General features: G+C 59.7%; 14 protein-coding genes. 12 read left to right on the top strand and 2 right to left on the bottom strand.

Annotation, left to right across the window (positions count from 1 at the left end; translation table 11 throughout):
• The first annotated feature begins 127 nt into the window (after positions 1-127).
• The 8 genes from RIN49_RS00780 to RIN49_RS00745 all read left to right on the top strand — a co-directional run bounded on the left by RIN49_RS00780 (position 128) and on the right by RIN49_RS00745 (position 11,167).
• Positions 128-892 carry a phytanoyl-CoA dioxygenase family protein gene (locus RIN49_RS00780; protein ID WP_309118254.1) on the top strand — a complete coding sequence of 255 codons (765 nt, stop codon included), beginning with the start codon at positions 128-130 and terminating at the stop codon, positions 890-892.
• A gap of 91 nt (positions 893-983) precedes the next feature.
• Complete coding sequence (locus RIN49_RS00775) at positions 984-3,227, top strand: FAD-dependent oxidoreductase (RefSeq protein WP_309118253.1); 2,244 nt, start codon at positions 984-986, stop codon at positions 3,225-3,227.
• A 155-nt stretch (positions 3,228-3,382) separates the two neighbouring features.
• On the top strand, positions 3,383-4,984 hold the full coding sequence (locus RIN49_RS00770) for a response regulator transcription factor (RefSeq protein ID WP_309118498.1): 1,602 nt from the start codon (positions 3,383-3,385) through the stop codon (positions 4,982-4,984).
• The gene (locus tag RIN49_RS00765) at positions 4,981-6,768 is read left to right on the top strand and encodes a sensor histidine kinase (protein WP_309118252.1); all 1,788 of its coding nucleotides are present in this window, start codon (positions 4,981-4,983) and stop codon (positions 6,766-6,768) included. The genes RIN49_RS00770 and RIN49_RS00765 overlap by 4 nt, the downstream gene beginning before the upstream one ends.
• Positions 6,769-6,901: 133 nt before the next feature.
• Positions 6,902-7,804, top strand: a complete 903-nt coding sequence (locus RIN49_RS00760; RefSeq protein WP_309118251.1) for an ABC transporter permease — start codon at positions 6,902-6,904, stop codon at positions 7,802-7,804.
• Positions 7,798-8,658, top strand: coding sequence for a carbohydrate ABC transporter permease (locus RIN49_RS00755; protein WP_309118250.1), 861 nt, complete (start codon positions 7,798-7,800; stop codon positions 8,656-8,658). The genes RIN49_RS00760 and RIN49_RS00755 overlap by 7 nt, the downstream gene beginning before the upstream one ends.
• An 82-nt stretch (positions 8,659-8,740) precedes the next feature.
• Entirely contained in the window at positions 8,741-10,324 is a 1,584-nt protein-coding gene (locus RIN49_RS00750; RefSeq protein WP_309118249.1) for an extracellular solute-binding protein, read from the top strand.
• A 51-nt stretch (positions 10,325-10,375) separates the two neighbouring features.
• The gene (locus RIN49_RS00745) at positions 10,376-11,167 is read left to right on the top strand and encodes a phytanoyl-CoA dioxygenase family protein (protein ID WP_309118497.1); all 792 of its coding nucleotides are present in this window, start codon (positions 10,376-10,378) and stop codon (positions 11,165-11,167) included.
• A gap of 61 nt (positions 11,168-11,228) precedes the next feature.
• Here the strand turns inward: RIN49_RS00745 and RIN49_RS00740 are convergent, their stop codons facing one another.
• Entirely contained in the window at positions 11,229-14,477 is a 3,249-nt protein-coding gene (locus RIN49_RS00740) for a hypothetical protein (RefSeq protein ID WP_309118248.1), read from the bottom strand.
• A 284-nt stretch (positions 14,478-14,761) separates the two neighbouring features.
• Between RIN49_RS00740 and RIN49_RS00735 the strand changes: the two genes are divergently transcribed.
• From RIN49_RS00735 to RIN49_RS00725, 3 genes are read left to right on the top strand one after another with little or no spacing between them, the layout of a single operon-like run.
• Complete coding sequence (locus tag RIN49_RS00735; RefSeq protein ID WP_309118247.1) at positions 14,762-16,129, top strand: extracellular solute-binding protein; 1,368 nt, start codon at positions 14,762-14,764, stop codon at positions 16,127-16,129.
• Between the two features lie 40 nt (positions 16,130-16,169).
• Positions 16,170-16,946, top strand: a complete 777-nt coding sequence (locus tag RIN49_RS00730) for an endonuclease/exonuclease/phosphatase family protein (RefSeq protein ID WP_309118246.1) — start codon at positions 16,170-16,172, stop codon at positions 16,944-16,946.
• Positions 16,943-17,875: a carbohydrate kinase family protein gene (locus tag RIN49_RS00725; protein WP_309118245.1), complete on the top strand. Its 933-nt coding sequence runs from the start codon at positions 16,943-16,945 to the stop codon at positions 17,873-17,875. The genes RIN49_RS00730 and RIN49_RS00725 overlap by 4 nt, the downstream gene beginning before the upstream one ends.
• 46 nt (positions 17,876-17,921) lie before the next feature.
• Here RIN49_RS00725 and RIN49_RS00720 read toward each other — a convergent pair whose 3' ends face one another.
• Positions 17,922-18,890 (bottom strand): hypothetical protein, encoded by a 969-nt coding sequence (locus RIN49_RS00720; protein ID WP_309118244.1) that lies wholly within the window; start codon positions 18,888-18,890, stop codon positions 17,922-17,924.
• A 132-nt stretch (positions 18,891-19,022) separates the two neighbouring features.
• On the opposite strand from RIN49_RS00720, the gene RIN49_RS00715 reads away from it, so the two are divergent.
• The gene (locus RIN49_RS00715; RefSeq protein ID WP_309118243.1) at positions 19,023-20,078 is read left to right on the top strand and encodes an ABC transporter substrate-binding protein; all 1,056 of its coding nucleotides are present in this window, start codon (positions 19,023-19,025) and stop codon (positions 20,076-20,078) included.
• The last annotated feature ends 4 nt before the right edge of the window (positions 20,079-20,082 follow it).

The raw sequence follows: 20,082 nt of genomic DNA, 5'->3' as shown, positions 1-20,082 counted from the left end.
CGGAATCATTGTAACGGAGAATGCGCGTTTTGTGCTAAAGAACATCGATTTGCCGTCTGACGCCGGACGACGCAGGAACGCTAGGATAAGGATGAGGCAAATCTTTTCGAGAAGGCGGGAGAAACGCATGATCGTGGCGGGAACGGAGTTTTCGTTGGAGCGTTATCGGACGGAGGGGTACAGCGGGCCGATCGCGGGGCTGAGCTTGGAGGAAGCGGAGGCGGGGTATCGGTCGTTCTTCGAGACGCTGGGGCAGTCCCGGCAACGGCCCGGACCGACGTCGGCGAATATGTCGGCGTGGCATCACCGGCACCGATGGGCGTACGACCTGGCGACGCATCCGCGGATCGTGCAGGCGATGCAGTCGATCCTCGGACCGGATTTGATTTTGTGGGCGATGCATTTCTGGTACAAGGAACCGGGGAACGAGAAGTTCATCCCATGGCACCAAGACATCAATTATTGGCCGATGGAGCCGGAAATTAACGCGACGGCTTGGGTCAGTCTCGGATTCTCCTTGACGGAAAACGGCTGCTTGCGCGTCATCCCGGGGACGCACGAGCGGGATGCCGAGCATACGAGCTTGAACGACGGGACGAGCGCGTTCGGCGAAGGCATTCGCGGCGACTTGATCGACGAGTCGAAGGCGGTCGACGTGGAGATGTCGCCCGGACAGATCGTCTTCTTCAACGAGCGATTGTTCCATGGCTCGAACCGGAACGCGTCGGACATTCCAAGGGTGGCGTTCTCGGTACGGTATACGACGCCGGAGGTCGTCTTCCGGATGGACGACTGGGGCGGGGACAAAAGCCGGATTCGCACGTTCTTGGTGCACGGGGAGGATCGGTACCGACGCAACGACGCGATCCGCGGGGTCGTGCCGAACGAATGAAATAAAATATATGTCGAGATAAAAAAAGTGCATTCGCTTTATTCCGTCTTCGGACTATCATGAAATTAATTATAAAACAGGAGGCTTGGTCATGAGGACGGAAACGATAACGACAGACATTACGGTAATCGGCGGGGGGCTTGCGGGCGTATGCGCCGCCGTCGCCGCGGCGCGGCTCGGGCGAACGGTCGCCCTCGTGCAGAACCGGCCCGTGCTCGGCGGCAACTCGAGCAGCGAGGTCCGCGTCTGGGTGTGCGGCGCGACGGCGCACGGGACGCAGCGGTACGCGCGGGAGACGGGGATCATGGGCGAGATGTTCGTCGAAAACCAATACATCAATCCCGAGGGCAATCCGTATTTCTGGGATCTCACCGTGCTGCAGACCGTTCGTGCGGAGCACAATATACAGCTCTTCCTTAACACCGACGTGCATGAAGTTGAAGCCGACGGCCCCGAGGACGATCGGGTCCTTCGTTCGGTCACCGGCTGGATGATGGGCAGCGAGCGGCGCATCCGGTTCGAGAGCGAGATGTTTCTCGATTGCACCGGGGACGGGCTGGTCGGCTTCCTCGCGGGGGCGAAATACCGATTGGGGCGGGAAGCGCGCTCGGAATACGACGAAGAGTGGGCGCCCGAGGTCGCCGACGAGATTACGCTCGGCAGCACGCTTCTATTTTACACGAAGGATGTCGGCCATCCGGTGAAATACGTCGCTCCGGACTTCGCCAAGGACATCGCGAAGACGTCCATCCCGCTGCGCCGCGTCATTCGAAGCGGCGACAACGGCTGCGCGTACTGGTGGATCGAATGGGGCGGAGAGCTGGACACCGTCCACGACAACGAACGTATCCGGGACGAGCTGTGGGCCGTCATCTACGGCATCTGGGATTACATTAAGAATTCCGGCAAGTTCGACGCGGAGACGATGACGCTCGAGTGGGTCGGCTCGCTGCCGGGGAAGCGGGAATACCGGCGGTTCATCGGCGACTATGTCCTGAATCAGAACGATATTCTCGATCAGAAGGAGTTCCCCGACCGCGTCGCCTTCGGCGGCTGGTCGATCGATCTTCACCCGCCGCAAGGCGTATACGCCGAGGAGAGCGGTTCGAAGCATCTCCATATGAACGGGGTGTATTCGATCCCGTTCCGCTCGCTTTATTCCGCGAACGTCCGGAATATGCTCATGGCGGGCCGCAACATCAGCGCGTCCCACGTCGCCTTCGGCACGACGCGGGTCATGGCGACGTGCGCGGTCATCGGAGAAGCCGCCGGTTCGGGGGCCGCCTTGGCGGTGCAGAAGGGCGCGACGCCGAGAGAGATCGCGACGGACCATATCGCCGAGCTGCAGCAAATCATGCTGCGTCAAGACGCCTCCATCGTCGGCCTCCGCAACGAAGACGCGCTCGACTTGGCGCGGCGGGCGACCGTCTCCGCTTCGAGCGTCCGGACGACGATCGCCGTGACGTCGCCGGAGGATAGCGTTCCGTTGGACGCGGACGTCGGCATTCTCTTCCCGGTCAACCCGTCGGTGGAGGGGATCGAGCTGCTGCTCGACGCCGACGCGGCGACGACGGTCGTGGCGGAGCTGTGGAGCACGGGGCGAGCGGAAAATTACGTTCCGCACGAGCGCGCGGCGGCGGCGTCCGTCGACGTCCCGGCGGGCGGCCGGCAATGGGTGCCGATCGACCTTCGCTGGCGTCCGAGCCTGCCGCAGAACGCGTTCCTGATCGTGAAGGCGAACCCGGCGCTGAAGTTGTACCGGTCCGGAGAGGCGCATACCGGCATCCTGCCGTTCTACAGGAAGGAGCAGCCCGACAGAGATCCGAAGCTGGAGTTCCAATTGCAGCAGCAGGTCGTCGTCTGGCGGATGAACGGGCAAGCGCGCAAGCCGTTCTGCCTGAAGGTCGCTCCGGCCACGAACGCGTACGAGCCGGCCAACGTCGCGGGAGGCTATCTCCGGCCGTACGGAGGGCCGAATCTATGGTCTTCGGCCGACCTTGCGGCGGGGCGCCCGGAATGGGTCGAGCTGAGCTGGGACGAAGACGTCGAGGCGAGCGAAATTCATCTGGTATTCAACGACGACGTCAACGAAGATCTCATCAATCTGCATCATCATCGTACGCCGTTCGAAGTCATACCGGAGCTGGTTAAGGATTATGCGATCGAGGCGTTCGTGAACGGCGAATGGACGACGCTGCATCGCGAGACGGGCAACCGCCGCCGCAAGCGCGTGCATAAGCTGGCGGAGACCGTCCGGACGAAGCGGCTCCGCGTCGCGGCGGAGGCGACCAACGGCTGCCCCCGCGCGGAAATCGTCGAAATTCGAGTGTATTAATGGAAACCAATGTACCGTCGGGCATGCGCCTGACGGTTTTCTTTTCTCTCTTGTCCGGGCGCGTTCTCCGCGGAAGCAGGAAATCGGCGCTCGATGCATAATTAGTATTGCAAACGCTTACTCTCTCCAGACAGAAGGAGGTTCGCCTCGTGACGATGAATCCCGTTACCGTTCTGATCGTAGACGACGAAGTGCCGATTCGCCAGGAGCTTCGCGCCTTCCCGTGGGAAAGCTGCGGCGCCGTATGGTTCGGCGAAGCGGAGAACGGAGAAGAAGCGCTCGCCATGTGCGAGCCGCAGCCGCCCGACATTATCGTCTCGGACATAACGATGCCGACGATGGACGGTCTGACGCTGCTTCAAGAAGTGCGCCGTCGGTATCCTTCCGTACAGTTCATTCTGTTGACCTGCCATAGCGAGTTCCAATACGCGAAGGAAGCGATCCGGCTGGGCGCTCAAGATTACATCTTGAAGGTATCGCTCGACGAAGAAGAAGTCGGCGGCGCGATTCGGAAGGCGAAGGAGGCGTTGATCCGGGAGCGGGGTCATCGGCGGCAAGAACGGAAGCTGGATCGCGCGAAGTCGGCGAAGCGGCTCGAGGCGCTCTTGAACGAGTTCCGCGAGCGCGGCCGTTCGAACTCGTCGGAGATCGATCCGGAGGAGTGGGCGCGGTTCGGCTTCGGCGATCGGTTCCCGTACCGCTTCGCGCGCCTGTGGCTGCCGGTGCCGCCCGAAGCGAGCTTGCTCGCGCAGGACGTCATTCACTCGGCGCTCCTCGACTTCGAACAGCAATGCGCGGATTGCGTCGCGTGGTTTCCGATGCGCGGCGACGAATATACGATATGGTTTTCCGCATGCGAGTCCGCAGAGCGCGCGCTGCCCGAGCTGGAGAAGCTGCTCCGGGACGTTCGGACGGCGGCCGCCGCGACGTCGCTCGTCGACGAGGACGAGCTCGTCTTCCGCGCGGTCGTCGGCGATGCTGTTCGGTGTCGGGCGGATGCGCTCGCGGCCGTTCACGCGACGTCGGCATGGAAGGAGGCGGCGTTCTACATCGACGACGAGTCGGAACGGCTGCGCATCGGCATGCCGGAGCCGCCGCGGGAGCTGACGGAGGAGCACCGCAGGACGCTCTCCGCCGGGCTTCGGCAAGCGGGGTGGGACGCCGACAAGCTGGTGCGCTACGCCGAAACCGAGCTGGCGTCATGGTGCGCGGCGCAGCGGATCCGGCCCGAGCCGCTTAAGCAGTGGCTGACCCAATGGCTGACGGATTGGATGTCGGGCCGAGGCGCGGAAGGCGCGGCGTACGCGAAAGCCGCGGGCATCGCCGCGGCGACCGATCTGCGGAACGCGCTGGACGCGTTCGTTCGGGCCGTTCGATCCGTCGACGCCGGGGAGGAGAAGTCCCGTCCGGAAATCCGCGAAGCGCGGCTGTGGATTCAGGACCGGCTGCAGGAACCGCTGTCGCTGCCGATGATCGCGGAGCGCGCCGGGCTCCGTCCGGAATACTTCAGCCGGCTCTTCAAGGACGAAACGGGAGAATCGGTGAATCAATACATTACGCGGCTCCGGATGGAGAAGGCCATGGAGCTGCTCAAGCATTCGCAATTGAAGGTGTACGAGGTGGCGGAGGCGGTCGGCATTCCGAACTATCGATATTTCACCTACACGTTCCGCAATTGGGCGGGGGCCGCGCCTACAGACGTCAAGCGCAATCATCGCTCCGCCGATCGCGGCAGGAACGAGGGGGCTCCGTCATGAAGCTGCTTCGATGGTACAACCGGCTCGGCATCGCGACGAAGCAATTCGTCTATTTGTTTTTCGTGACGCTGATCTTGTTTCTCGTGCTCGCGTGGAGCAACCTGAACGAAGCGGAGTCCTTGTTCAAGGCTCAGGTGACGCGGGACGCCGAACTGCTCGTCGCAAGGACGAATCAATACATCGACGCGAGCCTCGACAGCGTGGAAAATATGCTGCTGCTCCTCTCGACGCGGCACGATCTGCTCGACGACGGCAACGAACGGCTGGCGATTGCCACATTGCAAAACTTCGCGATCAACAACAGCTCGATCGCAAGGACGCTATATCTCGTCCGGGCCGACGGCAAGGTGTATTCCAACACGCAGGTGTCCTACGACATCATCGGAAACCCGCATCTGCAGGGCTTGTACGAGCAGGCGTTGGACAACTACGGCGCCATTCGGGTCAGCGAGCCGTACGTCTCTCCGTTGTCCGGCCATACGCTCGCTTACATGCGGCCGGTCGCCGACGAACGGACGAAGGAGATCAAAGGCGTCGTCATCGCCGAAATCAATCTTGACCTGCTGTCCTCCCGCATCGCGCCGCTCATCTACCAATCGTTCGCGCTCATCACCGCGAACGGCAACGTCGTGAACCGGCTGGAGCCCGGCGAGAAGCTGCTTCCCGTGCAGCCCCGGACGTACCCGCCGGAGCTGCTGCCGGACTTCGAGGCGAAGCTGCCCGAGCTGAAGACCGGCGTGGACAGCCTCTCGGTCGGGGACGAACGGCTCGTCGCGGTCAAATCGAACAAAAACCGTCTCGGCTGGTCGCTGATCGCCTTCATCCCCGAGGACTATTTCTATAAGGATTTGCAGCCGCTGTATACGAACTATCGGACCGCCTCCGCCGCGATGATCGTCATCCTGCTCTTCAGCGCGTATATGCTGTCCCGTTCGTTCACGAAGCCGATCCGCAGGCTCGTGGAGAAGATGGACCGGCTGCACGACGTGCAGATCGTGTCCAAGCTGTCGGAGACGCGGCAGGACGAGATCGGGAAGCTCGCGCGCAGCTTTAACGCCATGCTCGAACGGATTCATCTGCTGCTGCAGGAGACGAAGCGCGCCGAAGAGCAGAAGAAGGAGTACGAGCTGAAGATGCTCCGCAGCCAGATCGCGCCGCACTTCCTGTACAACACGTTGGCCTGCATCAGCAGCTTGGCGAAGCAGCAGCGCATCGGGGAGGTGCGGCAGACGATCCGTTCGCTCGTCGGACTGTTGACGTTCAGCTTCGATAAACACGGCGAATTCGTCACGCTGGAGGAGGAGCTCGAAGGGCTCCGCATGTACATGCATATCCAACAGGTACGATACGGCGCGAACTACGCGTACGACATCGATATCGACCCTTCCTTGCTGTCGAACCGCATTTTGAAGCTCACCCTGCAGCCATTAGTGGAGAACGCGTTGTTTCACGGCATCGCGCCGAGAGGCGGAGGAACGGTGTCGATCAAGGGCCGAGCGGAAAAGGGGAGGCTGCGCCTATACGTTCGCGACGACGGCGTCGGCGTTCGTTCGAGCGACGCGCGGGACGTTCTGCGAAAGCAGACGAACGAGCCTTCGCGCCATCGGTTCACGGGCATCGGCATCGCCAACGTGCATGACCGGATCCGCATTCATTTCGGCGAACCGTACGGTCTCAAGATCGGCGGGCGCGAAGGGACGGGAACGATCGTCCGCATCGATCTGCCGCTGACGAAGCTTTCCGCAACGAATGACGGAGCCGTTCGCTTCGCCGACCGGGCGTAGCGCGGCTCCGTCTTTTTCGTACAAAAATTCGAACACTTTTTCAGGTTTTGTGCATAACGGCCAGGGACTGAAATCGACTACACTGATTTTAGAAAGTGGTAGCGCTTACAAACTGGATGGAGAGGGGAAATCCATGGTCGGCAACGCCTTGCGAAAATTCGGTCCGTTCTACCTGATGCTCTTGCCCGGCGTCGTATACTTCATCCTGTTCCGGTATGTTCCGATGTACGGGATGATCATCGCCTTCAAAGATTTCGCGATCATGGAAGGCATCATGGGCAGCGATTGGGCGAATCCGTGGTTCAAGCATTTCGAGACGTTCTACCGGTCGCCGTACTTCGAACAGCTGTTGACGAACACGCTGCTAATCAGTCTGTACAAACTAGTCTGGGGGACCGTGCCCCCGATCTTGCTGGCGCTGCTCCTCAACGAATGCCGGGTACGGTGGTTGAAGTCGATCGTGCAGACGCTGACGTATATGCCTCATTTTCTGTCGTGGGTCATTATCTTCGGTATTTTGCTAGCGCTGCTGTCCCAGAACGGAGGTCTCGTAAATCGCTGGATCGTGGAAGCCGGCGGGGAGTCGATCCCGTTCCTCACGTCCACCGACTATTTCCGGAGCATCTTGGTCGGCTCGGAAGTATGGCAAAACCTCGGTTGGGGCGCCATCATCTATTTGGCCGCGATCGCGGGCATCGACCCGACGCTGTACGAAGCCGCGAGAGTCGACGGCGCGAGCCGCCTGCGGATGATTTGGCACATTACGCTTCCCGGCATTCGCAGCGTCATCGTTCTGCTGTTTATCTTGAAGCTCGGTCATCTGATGGACGCCGGATTCGACCAAATTTACATCCTGTATAACATTCAGGTGTATCCGGTCGCCGACATTCTCGACACTTGGGTGTATCGAACCGGTCTGCAGCAGCTCAATTTCAGTCTCGCTTCCGCGGTCGGGTTGTTTAAATCGCTGATCGGCATGGCGCTCGTCCTTCTGGCGAACAACATCGCGAAGCGATGGGGGGAGGGCATATGGTAAGAAATCTCGAGGATAAGCTGTTCAACGCGGTCGTCTACACGATCCTCGCCTTCTGCGCGCTGATCGCCGTGTTTCCGCTCATGTACGTCGTCTCCGTTTCCATTACGCCGTTCGGCGAAGTATTGCGCAACGGGGGCTTCATCCTCATCCCGAGGGAAATCACCTTCACGGCGTACAAGACGCTGCTGACGGAATCGAACTTGCCGCAGGCGTTCAAGGTCACGGTGATCATCACGGTCGTAGGCACCGCGATCAATCTCGTCCTTACAGGCTTGATGGCATATCCGCTCAGCCGCAAGCTGCTGCCGGGAAGGCAGTTCTTCCTTCTGATGATCGTGTTTACGCTCATCTTCAGCGGCGGCTTGATTCCGACGTATCTTACCGTGAAGTCGGTCGGCCTGCTCGATACGATCTGGGCGATGATATTGCCGAACGCGATCTGGAGCTTCAACGTGCTCATTATGAAAAGCTTCTTCGAAGGACTTCCCGAGGAGCTGTTCGAGTCGGCAAGAATGGATGGCGCGAAGGAATTCCGGATTTTGCTGCAGATCGTCGCGCCGTTGTCGGTGCCCGTCATTTTGACGATCGGTTTGTTTTACGTCGTCGGGCATTGGAACGAATTTTTCCAAGCAATCTTCTACGTGACGGACCGCACCTTGTTCCCGCTGCAGGTCATCGTTCGCGAAATCTTGATGCAAAGCCAACAACCGCTGGAGAACGCGGACAACGTCATGCCGACGCAGACGATGCAGATGGCCTCGGTGATGATCGCGAGTCTCCCGGTGTTGATCGTCTACCCGTTCATCCAGAAGCACTTCACGAAGGGAATGCTGCTCGGCTCGATCAAGGGGTAACCCGGGACGACGTACGGGATCTGGCCAGACGTACGACGGCTCGCTCGCCAATATACAAGATAAGGAAAGGGGCACTCTTCCTATGAACAGAAGGAAATTATCGTTGGGATTGACCGCCGCCGTTCTGTTGGTCGGCACGGCGCTCGCGGGCTGCAGCGGAGGGAACGGCGGCGCCGCGACGCCTTCGGACGCCGCGGAAGGCGGGAAGGGAGCGGCGGGGTCCGGACAGACGCCGGCCGCAACGCCGGCCGATGCCGGAGACGCATCCTCCGGGAAGACGATCAAGCTGGAAATCATCGAAGGCGGCAACAATCTCCCGTCCCCGGATCAAGACATCATTAAGCAAGAGCTCGATAAGGCGCTGAACATCGATCTCAACTTGACGGTCTACGCCTCCGGCGACGATTATAAGAACCAATTGAACGTACGGATGGCCTCCGGCAACTTCCCGGACTTGTTCGCCGTCGATCGGCAGCAATTGATCGAATTTTCCAAACAAGGGCTGCTCTTGGATTTAACGCCATATATGGATAAGCTGCAGCAGGTGCAGACGTTCATCGGCGAAGACAGCTTGAAGAAGGGGATGGTGGACGGGAAAGTGTACGCGATCTCCAAGAGTCCGCAAATCCCGTACAATACGTACTTCATACGCAAGGATTGGCTCGATAAGCTGCAACTGCAGGTTCCGACGACGATCGAGGAGCTGAAAGCCGTGTCCGTGGCGTTCGCGAACGACGATCCGGACGGGAACGGCAAGAAGGACACGTTCGGCTTGACCGGGGGTAAACTGAACGGCGCGTTCGCGCCGGTGTTCGGAGCCCACGGCGTCGCGCTTCCGGAACAGTTCTACGTGAAAGATGGCAAGGTCGTGAACTCGTTGTACGATCCGGCGATGAAGGACGCGCTCGCGTTCATCAAGTCGATGATCGACACTGGATCCGTCGATCCCGAGCTGCTCGCCAATACGGCGCTGCAGCATCAGGAGAAGGCGATCAAGGGGCAGGCGGGCATCATTTATATCGACTGGCCGAACTTGACGAAGGAGCAATTCGTGGAGCAGATCGCGACCGTGAATCCGGAGACGGAGTGGATTCAGATCGCCGCGCCCGCCGGCCCCGGCGGACAATACGACGGTACGTGGGACATCGGGGCGACGCCGGGACGATACGCCGTTCCGAAGGCGCTGGAGAAGGATCCCGAGAAGCTGCAGCGCGTCTTCGATCTCCTCAACTACATCTCCGATCCGGAAGGCGGCTCGATGCTCGTTCAGTTCGGGGTGGAAGGGACGCATTATACGCTGGACGGCGACAAGGTCGTTATGACCGATAAGGCGGGCGACGTCGGTTATTCGTGGCTGTACCAATTCACCGGACGACCGGAGATGGAGTACCTGCAGGCGAAATTCGCGAAGCAAGCGGCGTTCATCGAGTTCGCCAACGATCAGCCCCGCATCCAAGCGTTGAACGGCTTCATCGACCTGCCGGAAGGCTTCGTCGCGGCGGACGCGAACCGGTACATCGAGGAGGAGCTGGCGAAATTCGCGTACGGCAAGCGGGATCTCGCCGAATACGACGACTTCCTGAAGACGCTGGAGACGACGATGAATTACAAAGCGTTGTTGGATTCGGCCGTACAGCAGCTGAATGCGCTCGGTTACGGCAGCTAACGATATCGCGACAACTTCATGGAGGTGACAAGCGTGTCGACGCAACAAGCGATGGACATCCCGGCGCTGAAGCGGCGGTTCCAAGCGCAAGGTTATTTGCTTCTCCCCGGCATCTTAAGCGAGGAGAAGGTGCGGCGATTGAACGAAGCGGTCGACGCCGTATTGGCCGAAGAGGAAGAAAGCCTGTCCTACAATATTTATAACAGCGTGCAACGCCATCCGGAATTTCTGTCCTTGATCGACGAGCCGACGATGCTGCCGCTCATCGTCAATCTGCTCGGGTACAACATACAGCTTCATATTTCGCATCTGACGGTGCGCAAGCCGAACCCGAATCTGGAGAAAACGGCGACGAACAGCTTCATCGATTGGCATCAGGACGGTCCGCACCCGCAATTTCCGAAGATCGACGGGCTCACTTCAACGTATTACATTAAAGCGTGTTATATCCTAAGCGATATGTCGAAGCCGGATCGAGGCAATACGAAGGTGATCCCGGGCAGCCACGTCAAGCCGTACAATCCGAACCAAAAGGATGTGCGGGTTCATCTGGACGACGAGGTACAATTGTGCGGCCATCCGGGCGACGTGTTCGTCTTCGCTCAAAACCTGTGGCACGCAGGCGCGCCGAACACGTCCGAATACACGCGGCGGCAGCTGTTCATGGGATACAGCCCGATCTGGATGCGGCCGATCGATTATCACGAGGCGTCCGAGAAGCTGCTTGAAGGCGCGGACCCGATTCGCCGCCAACTGCTCGGCCGAATCAGCGATAACAAGTTCAAGTACTACGTGCCGGAGGAGTCGATGGTGCCGCTGAAGTCAATGTATTTAGGAGAGTAGGAAAATGGAAAAGGGCATGGGCTCCCGGGCGGGAGGTTCCATGCCCTTCTTTCGTCGTGCGTTACAGATAGCTTGCGAGCTTCAATAGCAGCGCCGCGCGTTCCTCCGCGATCTTCTTGCCGGAGAGCGCTTCGAGCTGATTCGCGAACGCTCGGAGCGAGCCCGCCTCGGCGTTCTCGTTGCCCTGTATCGCGGCTTCCTGCGCGCTGCGCAGCTTCGCGGTCAAGGCGTTCGCGATGCCTTCCTCGTCCGAGACGAAGCGGGCGACGAGCGCGGCCAGATCATCGTAGCTTACGGTCACTTCGAATTCGAAGACGGCGGTTGCGACGTTGCCGGCCCGATCCTCCGCGGTCGCCGAGACCGAATGCGTCCCCGGCTCGAATTCGAACGCCGGGAGGGCGACGAGACGGTCGGCGCATGAATCCGCGGCGAGTCCGGACAAGGCGTCGGAGGCGGTGCAGCCGAGATAGACGTCCTGCGTCACCGAATACGTCGGTTGGCCGGAAAATTGAATGACCGGCGCGGTTTTATCGATGGATACCTCTAGCGTCTTCGGACTCTCTTCGATGCCGGAGGCGTTCGTCGCGTAGTAGGTGATCAGCGTCTTGCCTTCCTGCGTCGCGTACAGTTGAACCGCGTCGCCTCTCGCCGTCGTCGGGGGGAGGGGCGACGCGCCTTCCGCAGAATATGTAATCGAGTAGGCGCGGTCCGCGGCGATCGATACGGTAACGTCCTCTTGATTCCAACCGTTCGCGTTCGGCGCCGGCGTTACGCTCGCCGAGGAGCTCGGAGGAACGCGGTCCTTCACCGTCACGAAGAAATCGTCGTAATACGCCGTCGCGATATTATACCGGGACGTCACGGCCAGAAATCTCGCATAGGCGGCGTTCGCCGGCGCTTTGCCGCGAAGCGACACCTTCTGCCATTGCGACAGCCTCGATTCGTCCAGATGCGTCTCGAGCGTAGAAATCGTGTTGTTGTTCGCGTCGAAAAACCGGAACATGAGGCCGGGCTGCCCCGACTCGATGAACAGATGCGCGCCGGCTTCATAGTCCTCTCCCGGCGTTACCGGAATCCTATCGCCGATGACGGCGACCGAACCCGTTCGAGTGGTATCCGTCGTCTTTAAGCTGAAGCCGCCGGTATGGCTTCGCGCACCGCTCGCTTCGTAAGAATAACCCGCGCCAGGAGCGAAGAACGGGCTCCATCCGGGGATAGTCGCGCCGGATGTCGGCGATTCGAAGCTCGCGTTGCTTACGGCAACCGGTACGTTCGGGAACGGCTCTCGAATGTCGCCGTCGACTTCGATGCGATACAGAATCGTGTTCGTCTGCAAATCCGTCAAGTACAGATGACCGTCGAACCCGAGGTCGAAGCGGGACGTATCGGCCAAGGTCCGCGATTCCAGCGTCTCCGGATCGATGACCGTCAGCTTGTTGTTAAACAACACGTACAGAAGACCGTCTTCCGACCAACGAAGCGGGTGATGCGCCCATTGGCTGAAGTTCAGCTGATTATGAACCTTCTTGCTCTTCACGACTTCGTAGGTAACCGGGTCGATCGCGAAGATGTATTCGTAAGAAGCGCCCCAGATCAAGCCGTCGGGACCCGCGGACAAGTCGCCGATGAAGATCGGCTTCTCCAAGCCGGGAACGCGGAGCGGGAACTCGGCGATCTTCCGTTCGGAGGCGACGTCCCAAACGAAGATCTTCGCCTCTTCCTCCGTCGGCTCGGAGCCGAGGCCGCCGCGAATCGTCGTCGAACCGAACAACTTGCCGTCCAGCACCGCGGTGCTCAGCACGCTTTGGTTCGCTACGATGTTCTGGTGGACATCCAACCGCCCGGTCGTCGTATCGTAGACGGTAAGCGAACCCCCGAGGTTGCCGTAGCTCGCGATCGTGGAGATGTACAGCTTGCCATTCGCGCCGGACATATGCACGAGGCGTTCCTGATCGTTGCCGAGAACCGCCAGCTTCTTCGGGTTGCCGGCGCCGGGCGGCGCGGAAAGATCGAATTCGTGCAGACTGCCCTCGGGATATACTCCCAGATACGCTTTATCTCCCATGACGTATACGCTGTCCGCTTGGCCGATGCTGAACGGCACCGCGGTTCGGTCCGTCAGATTCACAAGCGATGAACGCGCCTGAGAGCCCGTGGTAATCGCGTGCGTCTCCGAGACGATCGAGAGCCGATTCACGACGCCCGGCAAGCCGGGAATGACGGGGGGGTAGAGGTGGACTTGCTTCGTCTCGATATTCATGACGGCGACGCCGCCGTCGTAACGGACGGTGACCAAGTTTTTCCCCGGAAGGTCGGGGTTGTTCGGGAACTCGACCCAGTCCGCGCCGCGGAAGCCGCTGCCGTACTCCATGCCGGTCTCTTCCACGGCAAGCGTCGACAGGTCGATCGTCTTCAGCTTCTTATCGGACATGAAATACAGCTTCCCGTCGAGCGAGTCGGTCGCGTGCAGACCCGTCACGTTATCCAGCACGACGGGGAGCCAGCTCTCCGTCTGCGTATCGTACAGGAACGCTTCGCCCGGAATGCCGCTGCCGTCCGTATACCGAGCCAGCAAGTAGCGGTCGTCGATCGTGCTGAGATCGTATACCGTGTCTTCCTTGACCGGAAGCGTTGCGGCGATGTTCGTCTTCTCGCCGGTGTCGACGTCGACGCGGACGATTTGGCGGTGCGCGGTGCCGGCATAGACGTTGCCGCCCTGGTAGGCGATAGAGCGCACGTACTCCTGATCCAAATCGCCGATCATGCGGCCGTAATCCCGAGTCTCCTTCGTGGCCGGATCGTAGCGATATACTTTGCCGCCGGGATACGTCCCGACATACACCCGCCCTTGTTCGTCGGTCGTGATGCTGTTCGGCACCGATTGGCCGGAGAACGCGGCGACTTGGACCGGCGTCTTCGTGACGGGCGAATAGTGCCACAGTCTGGCGCCGCCGCCGTCGGCCGCCAAATACAACGAGCCGTCCGGCGCGATCGTATGCGCCCAGGAGCTTTCCGACGGCGCGAGCGGAAGACTGCGGAGCAGCTTATAGTCGTCTAAGTCGATGACGTTGAGATAGCCCGGCTTTCCTTTGGCCGTCGCGTATAACACGTTATGCCCGTCTTCTTTCCCGACCGTCCCGTTAAACACGGCTACCGTGTAATTATTAGGGATGAGAAGTTCTTCGGGGGTACCGTACGTCTTCTGCGACAATCGGCTTTCTTCGGCGACGGCCGCGGTTCCGCCCAACAGGGAGAAGGCGAGCGCCGCGGATAAAGCGAACGCGGGAACGCGGAAAGCGATTTTCTTCATAAACAGCCTCCTTGAACATACGATTTTTCGTTCCAGTATGAGGTTTCGAATCCGACTCGCCGTCCCTCCGCAGGGGATGCCTCCTCTCCAATCATTTTCGAAGGCTCTCTATCTAGTATCCATCTGGTTCCCATAATAGGTGAATGTGGCGAAGTCGTCAACGATTTATAGCACTAATTTTAAATTATTGGTGTATAACTGGTTTCCTAATTGTTGGTGGAAAATGGGTGTGTTATAATGAGCCGAATATTGGAAAATTCGATAGAGGCAGGTCAGGTGATACGATGAGCGGCAAACCGGATCGAGTAACGTTCGAAGCTCGCATGAACGTCATCCTGACGGAGCTTCGCAAGGAGATCATCTCCGGGATCCGCCCGCAAGGCAGTTATTTACCTTCCGAAACGGTGCTGGGCGAACAGTATCGGATGAGTAAGAAATCCGTGCGGAAAGCGCTCGAGTTTCTCGTGGACGAAGGATTGATCGTGAAAATCCCGCGCGTAGGCAACCAAGTTTCGATCCGGGAGAAGGATCCGCTTGCGGTCATAAGAATGGGCGTGTATCCCTCGATCGAAGAGCAAGGCGTGCTGGCCGGTTTACTAGAGCGGTTCGGCCGAACGTATCCCAACGTTCGGGTAGAGACGGTGACGCTGCCGTACAGCCGTTACCCGTCCAGCGTCAAGGGATTTTTGGACGAAGGCTTTCTGGATGTCTTCACGCTGAATAATCGAAATTTCGCGGATCTGGAGCATTCCGACCATCTTCATATGCTTGAGGAGCGGCTGCCGAATCCGGAGCTGCACCCGTTTTTGTACGAACGATTTCGAGCGGGCGGGAAGCTGTACGCGACGCCGTTCCAATTTTCTCCCGTCGTGCTTTGTTACAACAAGGATCTATTCAAGCGCAGCGGTTTGAAGGAGCCTCACAGCGGATGGAGCTGGAAGGAGCTGCTCGATTGCGCCGTCGCGATCAAGGAGAAAACCGGGGTTTACGGATTTTACGCGCATATCGAATCGTTGAACCGGTTTCCGATTTTTCTGCTTCAAGCGAGGTATCGGTTTCTCCGGGACGATGACGGCGGTTACCGGTTCCACGATCCCGCCTTATGGGACATCCTGAAAGACTGCAGGCGGCTGCTGCACGGCCAGGGCGTTCCGCCGGCGTTCCTGTCGGAAGGCGACGCAGGGGCGGAGACGTTGTTCAAGGAACAGAAGACGGGCATGATCATGACGACGTACTACGGTTTACAGCTGCTCAAGTCGGTTTCGTTCGCGTACGACATCTCGCCGCTGCCGTTCGGACGACTTCCGAAGACGCTGCTGCTCGTCACGGGCCTGGCCGTCAATCGGCAGTCCAAACAGAAGGAATCCGCCCGGCTCTTAGTCGACTTCCTTACGGGACCGTCGGCGCAGCACGAGCTGCAGCGGCTGTCGCTGGCGCCTTCCGCGCATTCCGGCGCCGCGGACGAGGCCGAGGAAGAGACGAAGGACGGGCCTTCCCGATATCGGTTGTATCGCGAGATCGTGCCCGCGTTCGCCGATTATAAGGAATTGGACATTTCCATCGAGGCGTTGGATGCGTTCAGCCAGGAGTTGAAGCTGTTTTGGGCGGGACTGGAAGAACCCGAAGCGGTAATCGGTCGTCTCCGCGGGTAAGAACCTTCGCTCGGAAGCGGAGCGCTTAGGAGGAATAAAGATGAGCATGATCGTGATGACGTACAATTTGCGAATCGACGTCGAGGCCGACGGGAACAACGCTTGGCCGCTCCGGTTCCAGGAGGCGGCGCGCTCGATCGCAAAGGCGAGCCCGGACATCGTCGGCACGCAAGAGTTGAATGCTTCGATGCTGCGGGATCTCGAAGGGCTTCTGCCGGAGTACGCTTGGATCGGGGAAGGGCGGCTCGGCGGCGGCGAAGGCGAGTTCAACGCGATCGGCTATCGTCGGGACCGCTGGACGGCGGAGGATAGCGGAACGTTCGGGCTATCGGAGACGCCCGAGACGTTGGGTGCGATCAGCTGGGACTCGAACTGCCCAAGGATCTGTACCTGGGCCCGGCTTCGCGGGACGCGCGGAAGCGAACGGCTGGTCTTCAACACGCACCTGGATCATATGAGCGAAGAGGCGAGACGCGAGGGGATGCGGCTGATCGTAGAGCGGATGACGGAGGCGCGCCGGATCCGGCCGCTCCCGACCCTGTTGACGGGCGACTTCAACTGCGAGCCGGACGCTCCCCCGCATAAGGGATTGACGGATGCCGGGTTCGTCGACGCGTATTCGGTCTGGCCCGGAGAAGACGGACCCGGGAGGACGTACCATGCCTTCCAAGGCGGAAAATCCGGCAAGCCGATCGATTATATTTACGTAACGCCTGATTTACGAATTCGGTCGGTCGCGTTGGACCGGACTATGTATGAAGGAAGATACCCGTCGGATCATTACGCGGTTACGGTCGAGCTGGAGGAACGCGAATGAACAAGATCGTGTACGTGCTGGGCGAGCTGAACGTCGATCTCATTATGACCGGAGACGACGTCGCCCCCGAGTGGAACCGGGAGAAGCTCGTGAACTCGTTCGATATGGCGCTCGGTTCATCGTCGGCGATCACGGCTTGCGGTCTCGCGGGGCTCGGACTCGACGTACGGATGGTGTCCGTCGTCGGCGGCGACGAGATCGGGGCGTTCTGCATCGAGCGGTTGAAGGAGAAAGGCGTGTCGGTCGAACACGTCGTCGCGTTGGAAGCCGAGAAGACGGGCGTGACGCTCTCGCTCTCCACGATGCGCGATCGGGCGCTGCTTACGTATATGGGAACGATCTCGATGCTGCGGCCGGAGCATCTGCCGGAACGAATGTTCGAGGAGGCGGACCATATTCATTTCGGGTCGTATTTCCTGCAGGAGAGCATGAGACCGCATTGGTTCGCATTATTTCGGAGGGCGAAGGAACGCGGCATCACGACCTCGTTCGATACCGGATGGGATCCGGGCGAACGTTGGTACAAGGATGAAATTTCGCAGTTGCTCGCGGTTACGGACTATTTCGTTCCGAGCGAAGACGAAATCATGAACATCTTCGGCGGCGCGAGTCTGTACGAGACGCTCGACGCCGTACCGGCGTATCCGGGCCGCATCGCCGTGAAGTGCGGCGCCCGCGGCGCGGTGCTGGCGGGCCCGGGCAAGGAGCGGATCGTCGTCGGACCGTTCCCGGTCGAACCGATCGATACGACGGGGGCGGGCGATTCGTTCAACGCCGGGTTCATCTACGCGAGCCTCGCCGGACGAGAAGGGAAGGAAGCGCTGCGGTTCGCGTGCGCCTGCGGCGCGCTGGCGACGACGCGAATCGGCGGCGCGAGCGGCGTCCCTTCGCTGCAAGACGTAGAAGCGATGCTGCGATCATCGAACTAACGACAATGGAGAGGCTCCCCTAAGCGGAAGCCTCTCCGTTTCGTTTCTAATGGCAAAACAGTCCGAAATTCCGAAGCGGCCAGAAGGTTACCGGCTGACTCAGGAAGTACAGCACTTCTTCGAATCGAGAGACGGGTACGACCAACAACTCCTTATCGATGGCTCTTACCTGTTCGTAAGCTTCGACCGGGACGAAAAAAACTTTCGGTTCCGATCGCAATGCCGCCCGCGTATACGCTTCGATATCGTCCACCATTCCGATCGATCCGTCCGGGGCGACGGCGCCGATCCCCATAACGGATTGCCCCTGCGTCACGTCTTCGTTCAAGGTCGCATCCCAACGCGCCAGCGTCTTCATCAGCGCATGCGGATCCGCCGACGCGCCTTCAACGCCGTAGAAGCTTGCCGGTACTTCGAACGGAAGCTCGTATAAGTCGCCGAAATCCTCCTCCGACAACTCGGCGAGTCCGAGATCGTTCAAGCCGGACGCGTCGTCGGAAGCTTCGGCCCGGTTCCACGGCTGCCGGAACAGCTCGACCGTCAGGACGGCGCGTTCCTTCACGTTAGGCGCGGAGATGGCGCCCTTCTTCCCGAGTACCGAGTAATCGCTCGCTTCGGCGGGATCGACGGTATGAACGCCGGGGACGGGAAAGCACAATACCGCCGGAACGACGAACGCCAAGGCGGCGGCCCGGGAAGTCCAGGTCCGAATCCCGCGCCATTCGAACGCATAGAACAGCAACCCGACCGCTTGCATCATAATCGCTGCGGTCATTGGCAATACTTTGAACAATCCTAGAATCGCCGCGAGCAGTAAAAATATCGAGAACAGCCGACGTCCGATGCCGATGCCGCGTCCCGCGACGTCGGCCTTCGTCGCGTTCGAGACGCCGAACGCGAGCGCGGCCGCGCCGGACGCCGCCGCGGCCCAGTCCGAGCCGGCTACGAAATACGCGTAACAAGCTAGTAGATAGAGAGCCGCGTATAAGATCATGCCTACGATTCTTGTCGTCATCGCATTTTTCTCCCAAATTAGGTTGACGTATAGAACAATAATTTCTACAATAAACCGGTATCCCAAGTATCCCTCTGGGGATTACCGATATTATATACAGCCACAGACCAAAAGTCACGGAGGAGAAACCAAATGCGCAACATTCGTTGGAGAAAATCGTTGTTCGCGTCGATCGTTCTAGTATTCGCATTGACGACGGCGGCATGCGGGGGGCAACCGCAAGGGAATGGGGAAGGACAAGGCGCGGCCGAAGGAACGCAAGAAGCGCAGAAGCAGAAGCTTCGTCTCGGCTATCTTAACGTCATGGACGACGCGCAGACGATTCTCGCGCATCGTGCGGGCTTGTACGAGAAGCACGGCTTGGACGTCGAGATGCAGCTGTTCTCCAGCGGCACCGACTTGATCAAGGCGATCGTCGGCGGCCAGCTGGACGCGGGCGTGCTCGGCTTCTCGAACGCGTTGTCTTGGCTCGACAAGGGAGCGGACTTGAAGATCGTCGGCGGCGCGCAGATGGGCTACCATAGCATGCTCGTAGAGCAAGACAGCGGCATTACGAGCGTCGAGCAGCTGAAGGGCAAGAGCGTCGCTTCCCAGAGCCAAGGCAGTACGGCCGACATCGTATTGAATGGCGTCGTCTGGAAGCAAGCGGGTCTCGCTCGCGAAGAAGTGACGATGCAATACGTCTCTCCGGCGGTCGCGATCCAATCCTTGGCTTCGAAGAAGGTCGACGGCGCATTCGTCTTCGAACCGTATGCTTCGATCGCGAAGATGACGTATCCGGTGAAGGAAATTTACGAGATCGGACAGCAGTGGCCGTTCCCGTGCATGGTCGTCATCGCGTCGGGCGACATCGTGAAGAACAACCAGACGGCGGTGTACGACATGCTCGACGCGCAGAAGGAAGCGATCGACATGCTCGAAAGCGATCCGGAAGCTGCGGCGAAATTCATTACCGACGATTTCATTACGGAAGATACGCTTACGAAGCTCGACGGTTCGACCGTCCCGGCGGAAGCGGTCATTCAGGCGTCCATCGAATCCCAACAATTCAATTGGGAGATCACGGAGCAGGATATCGCTCGGATGGACGAGGTCGCCTCGTTCATGGTCGAGCAGGGCATCTTGACCGCGAAGCCCGACGTGAACACCGCGCTTGATCTGTCCTGGCAAGAGCAACAACAAGAATAGGGTG

The sequence above is a fragment of the Paenibacillus sp. genome (assembly GCF_031177825.1).
In the GTDB taxonomy this organism is placed as follows: Bacteria; Bacillota; Bacilli; order Paenibacillales; family YIM-B00363; genus Paenibacillus_AE.
Note: the sequence above shows the minus strand (reverse complement) of the source record. Positions and strands in the feature narration are given on the sequence as shown.

Bases quoted from the DNA above. Each gene is read 5' to 3' on its own strand.
- RIN49_RS00780 (WP_309118254.1), top strand. From the start codon at position 128: ATGATCGTGGCGGGAACGGAGTTTTCGTTGGAGCGTTATCGGACGGAG.
- RIN49_RS00775 (WP_309118253.1), top strand. From the start codon at position 984: ATGAGGACGGAAACGATAACGACAGACATTACGGTAATCGGCGGGGGG.
- RIN49_RS00770 (WP_309118498.1), top strand. From the start codon at position 3,383: ATGAATCCCGTTACCGTTCTGATCGTAGACGACGAAGTGCCGATTCGC.
- RIN49_RS00765 (WP_309118252.1), top strand. From the start codon at position 4,981: ATGAAGCTGCTTCGATGGTACAACCGGCTCGGCATCGCGACGAAGCAA.
- RIN49_RS00760 (WP_309118251.1), top strand. From the start codon at position 6,902: ATGGTCGGCAACGCCTTGCGAAAATTCGGTCCGTTCTACCTGATGCTC.
- RIN49_RS00755 (WP_309118250.1), top strand. From the start codon at position 7,798: ATGGTAAGAAATCTCGAGGATAAGCTGTTCAACGCGGTCGTCTACACG.
- RIN49_RS00750 (WP_309118249.1), top strand. From the start codon at position 8,741: ATGAACAGAAGGAAATTATCGTTGGGATTGACCGCCGCCGTTCTGTTG.
- RIN49_RS00745 (WP_309118497.1), top strand. From the start codon at position 10,376: ATGGACATCCCGGCGCTGAAGCGGCGGTTCCAAGCGCAAGGTTATTTG.
- RIN49_RS00740 (WP_309118248.1), bottom strand. From the start codon at position 14,477: ATGAAGAAAATCGCTTTCCGCGTTCCCGCGTTCGCTTTATCCGCGGCG.
- RIN49_RS00735 (WP_309118247.1), top strand. From the start codon at position 14,762: ATGAGCGGCAAACCGGATCGAGTAACGTTCGAAGCTCGCATGAACGTC.
- RIN49_RS00730 (WP_309118246.1), top strand. From the start codon at position 16,170: ATGAGCATGATCGTGATGACGTACAATTTGCGAATCGACGTCGAGGCC.
- RIN49_RS00725 (WP_309118245.1), top strand. From the start codon at position 16,943: ATGAACAAGATCGTGTACGTGCTGGGCGAGCTGAACGTCGATCTCATT.
- RIN49_RS00720 (WP_309118244.1), bottom strand. From the start codon at position 18,890: ATGACGACAAGAATCGTAGGCATGATCTTATACGCGGCTCTCTATCTA.
- RIN49_RS00715 (WP_309118243.1), top strand. From the start codon at position 19,023: ATGCGCAACATTCGTTGGAGAAAATCGTTGTTCGCGTCGATCGTTCTA.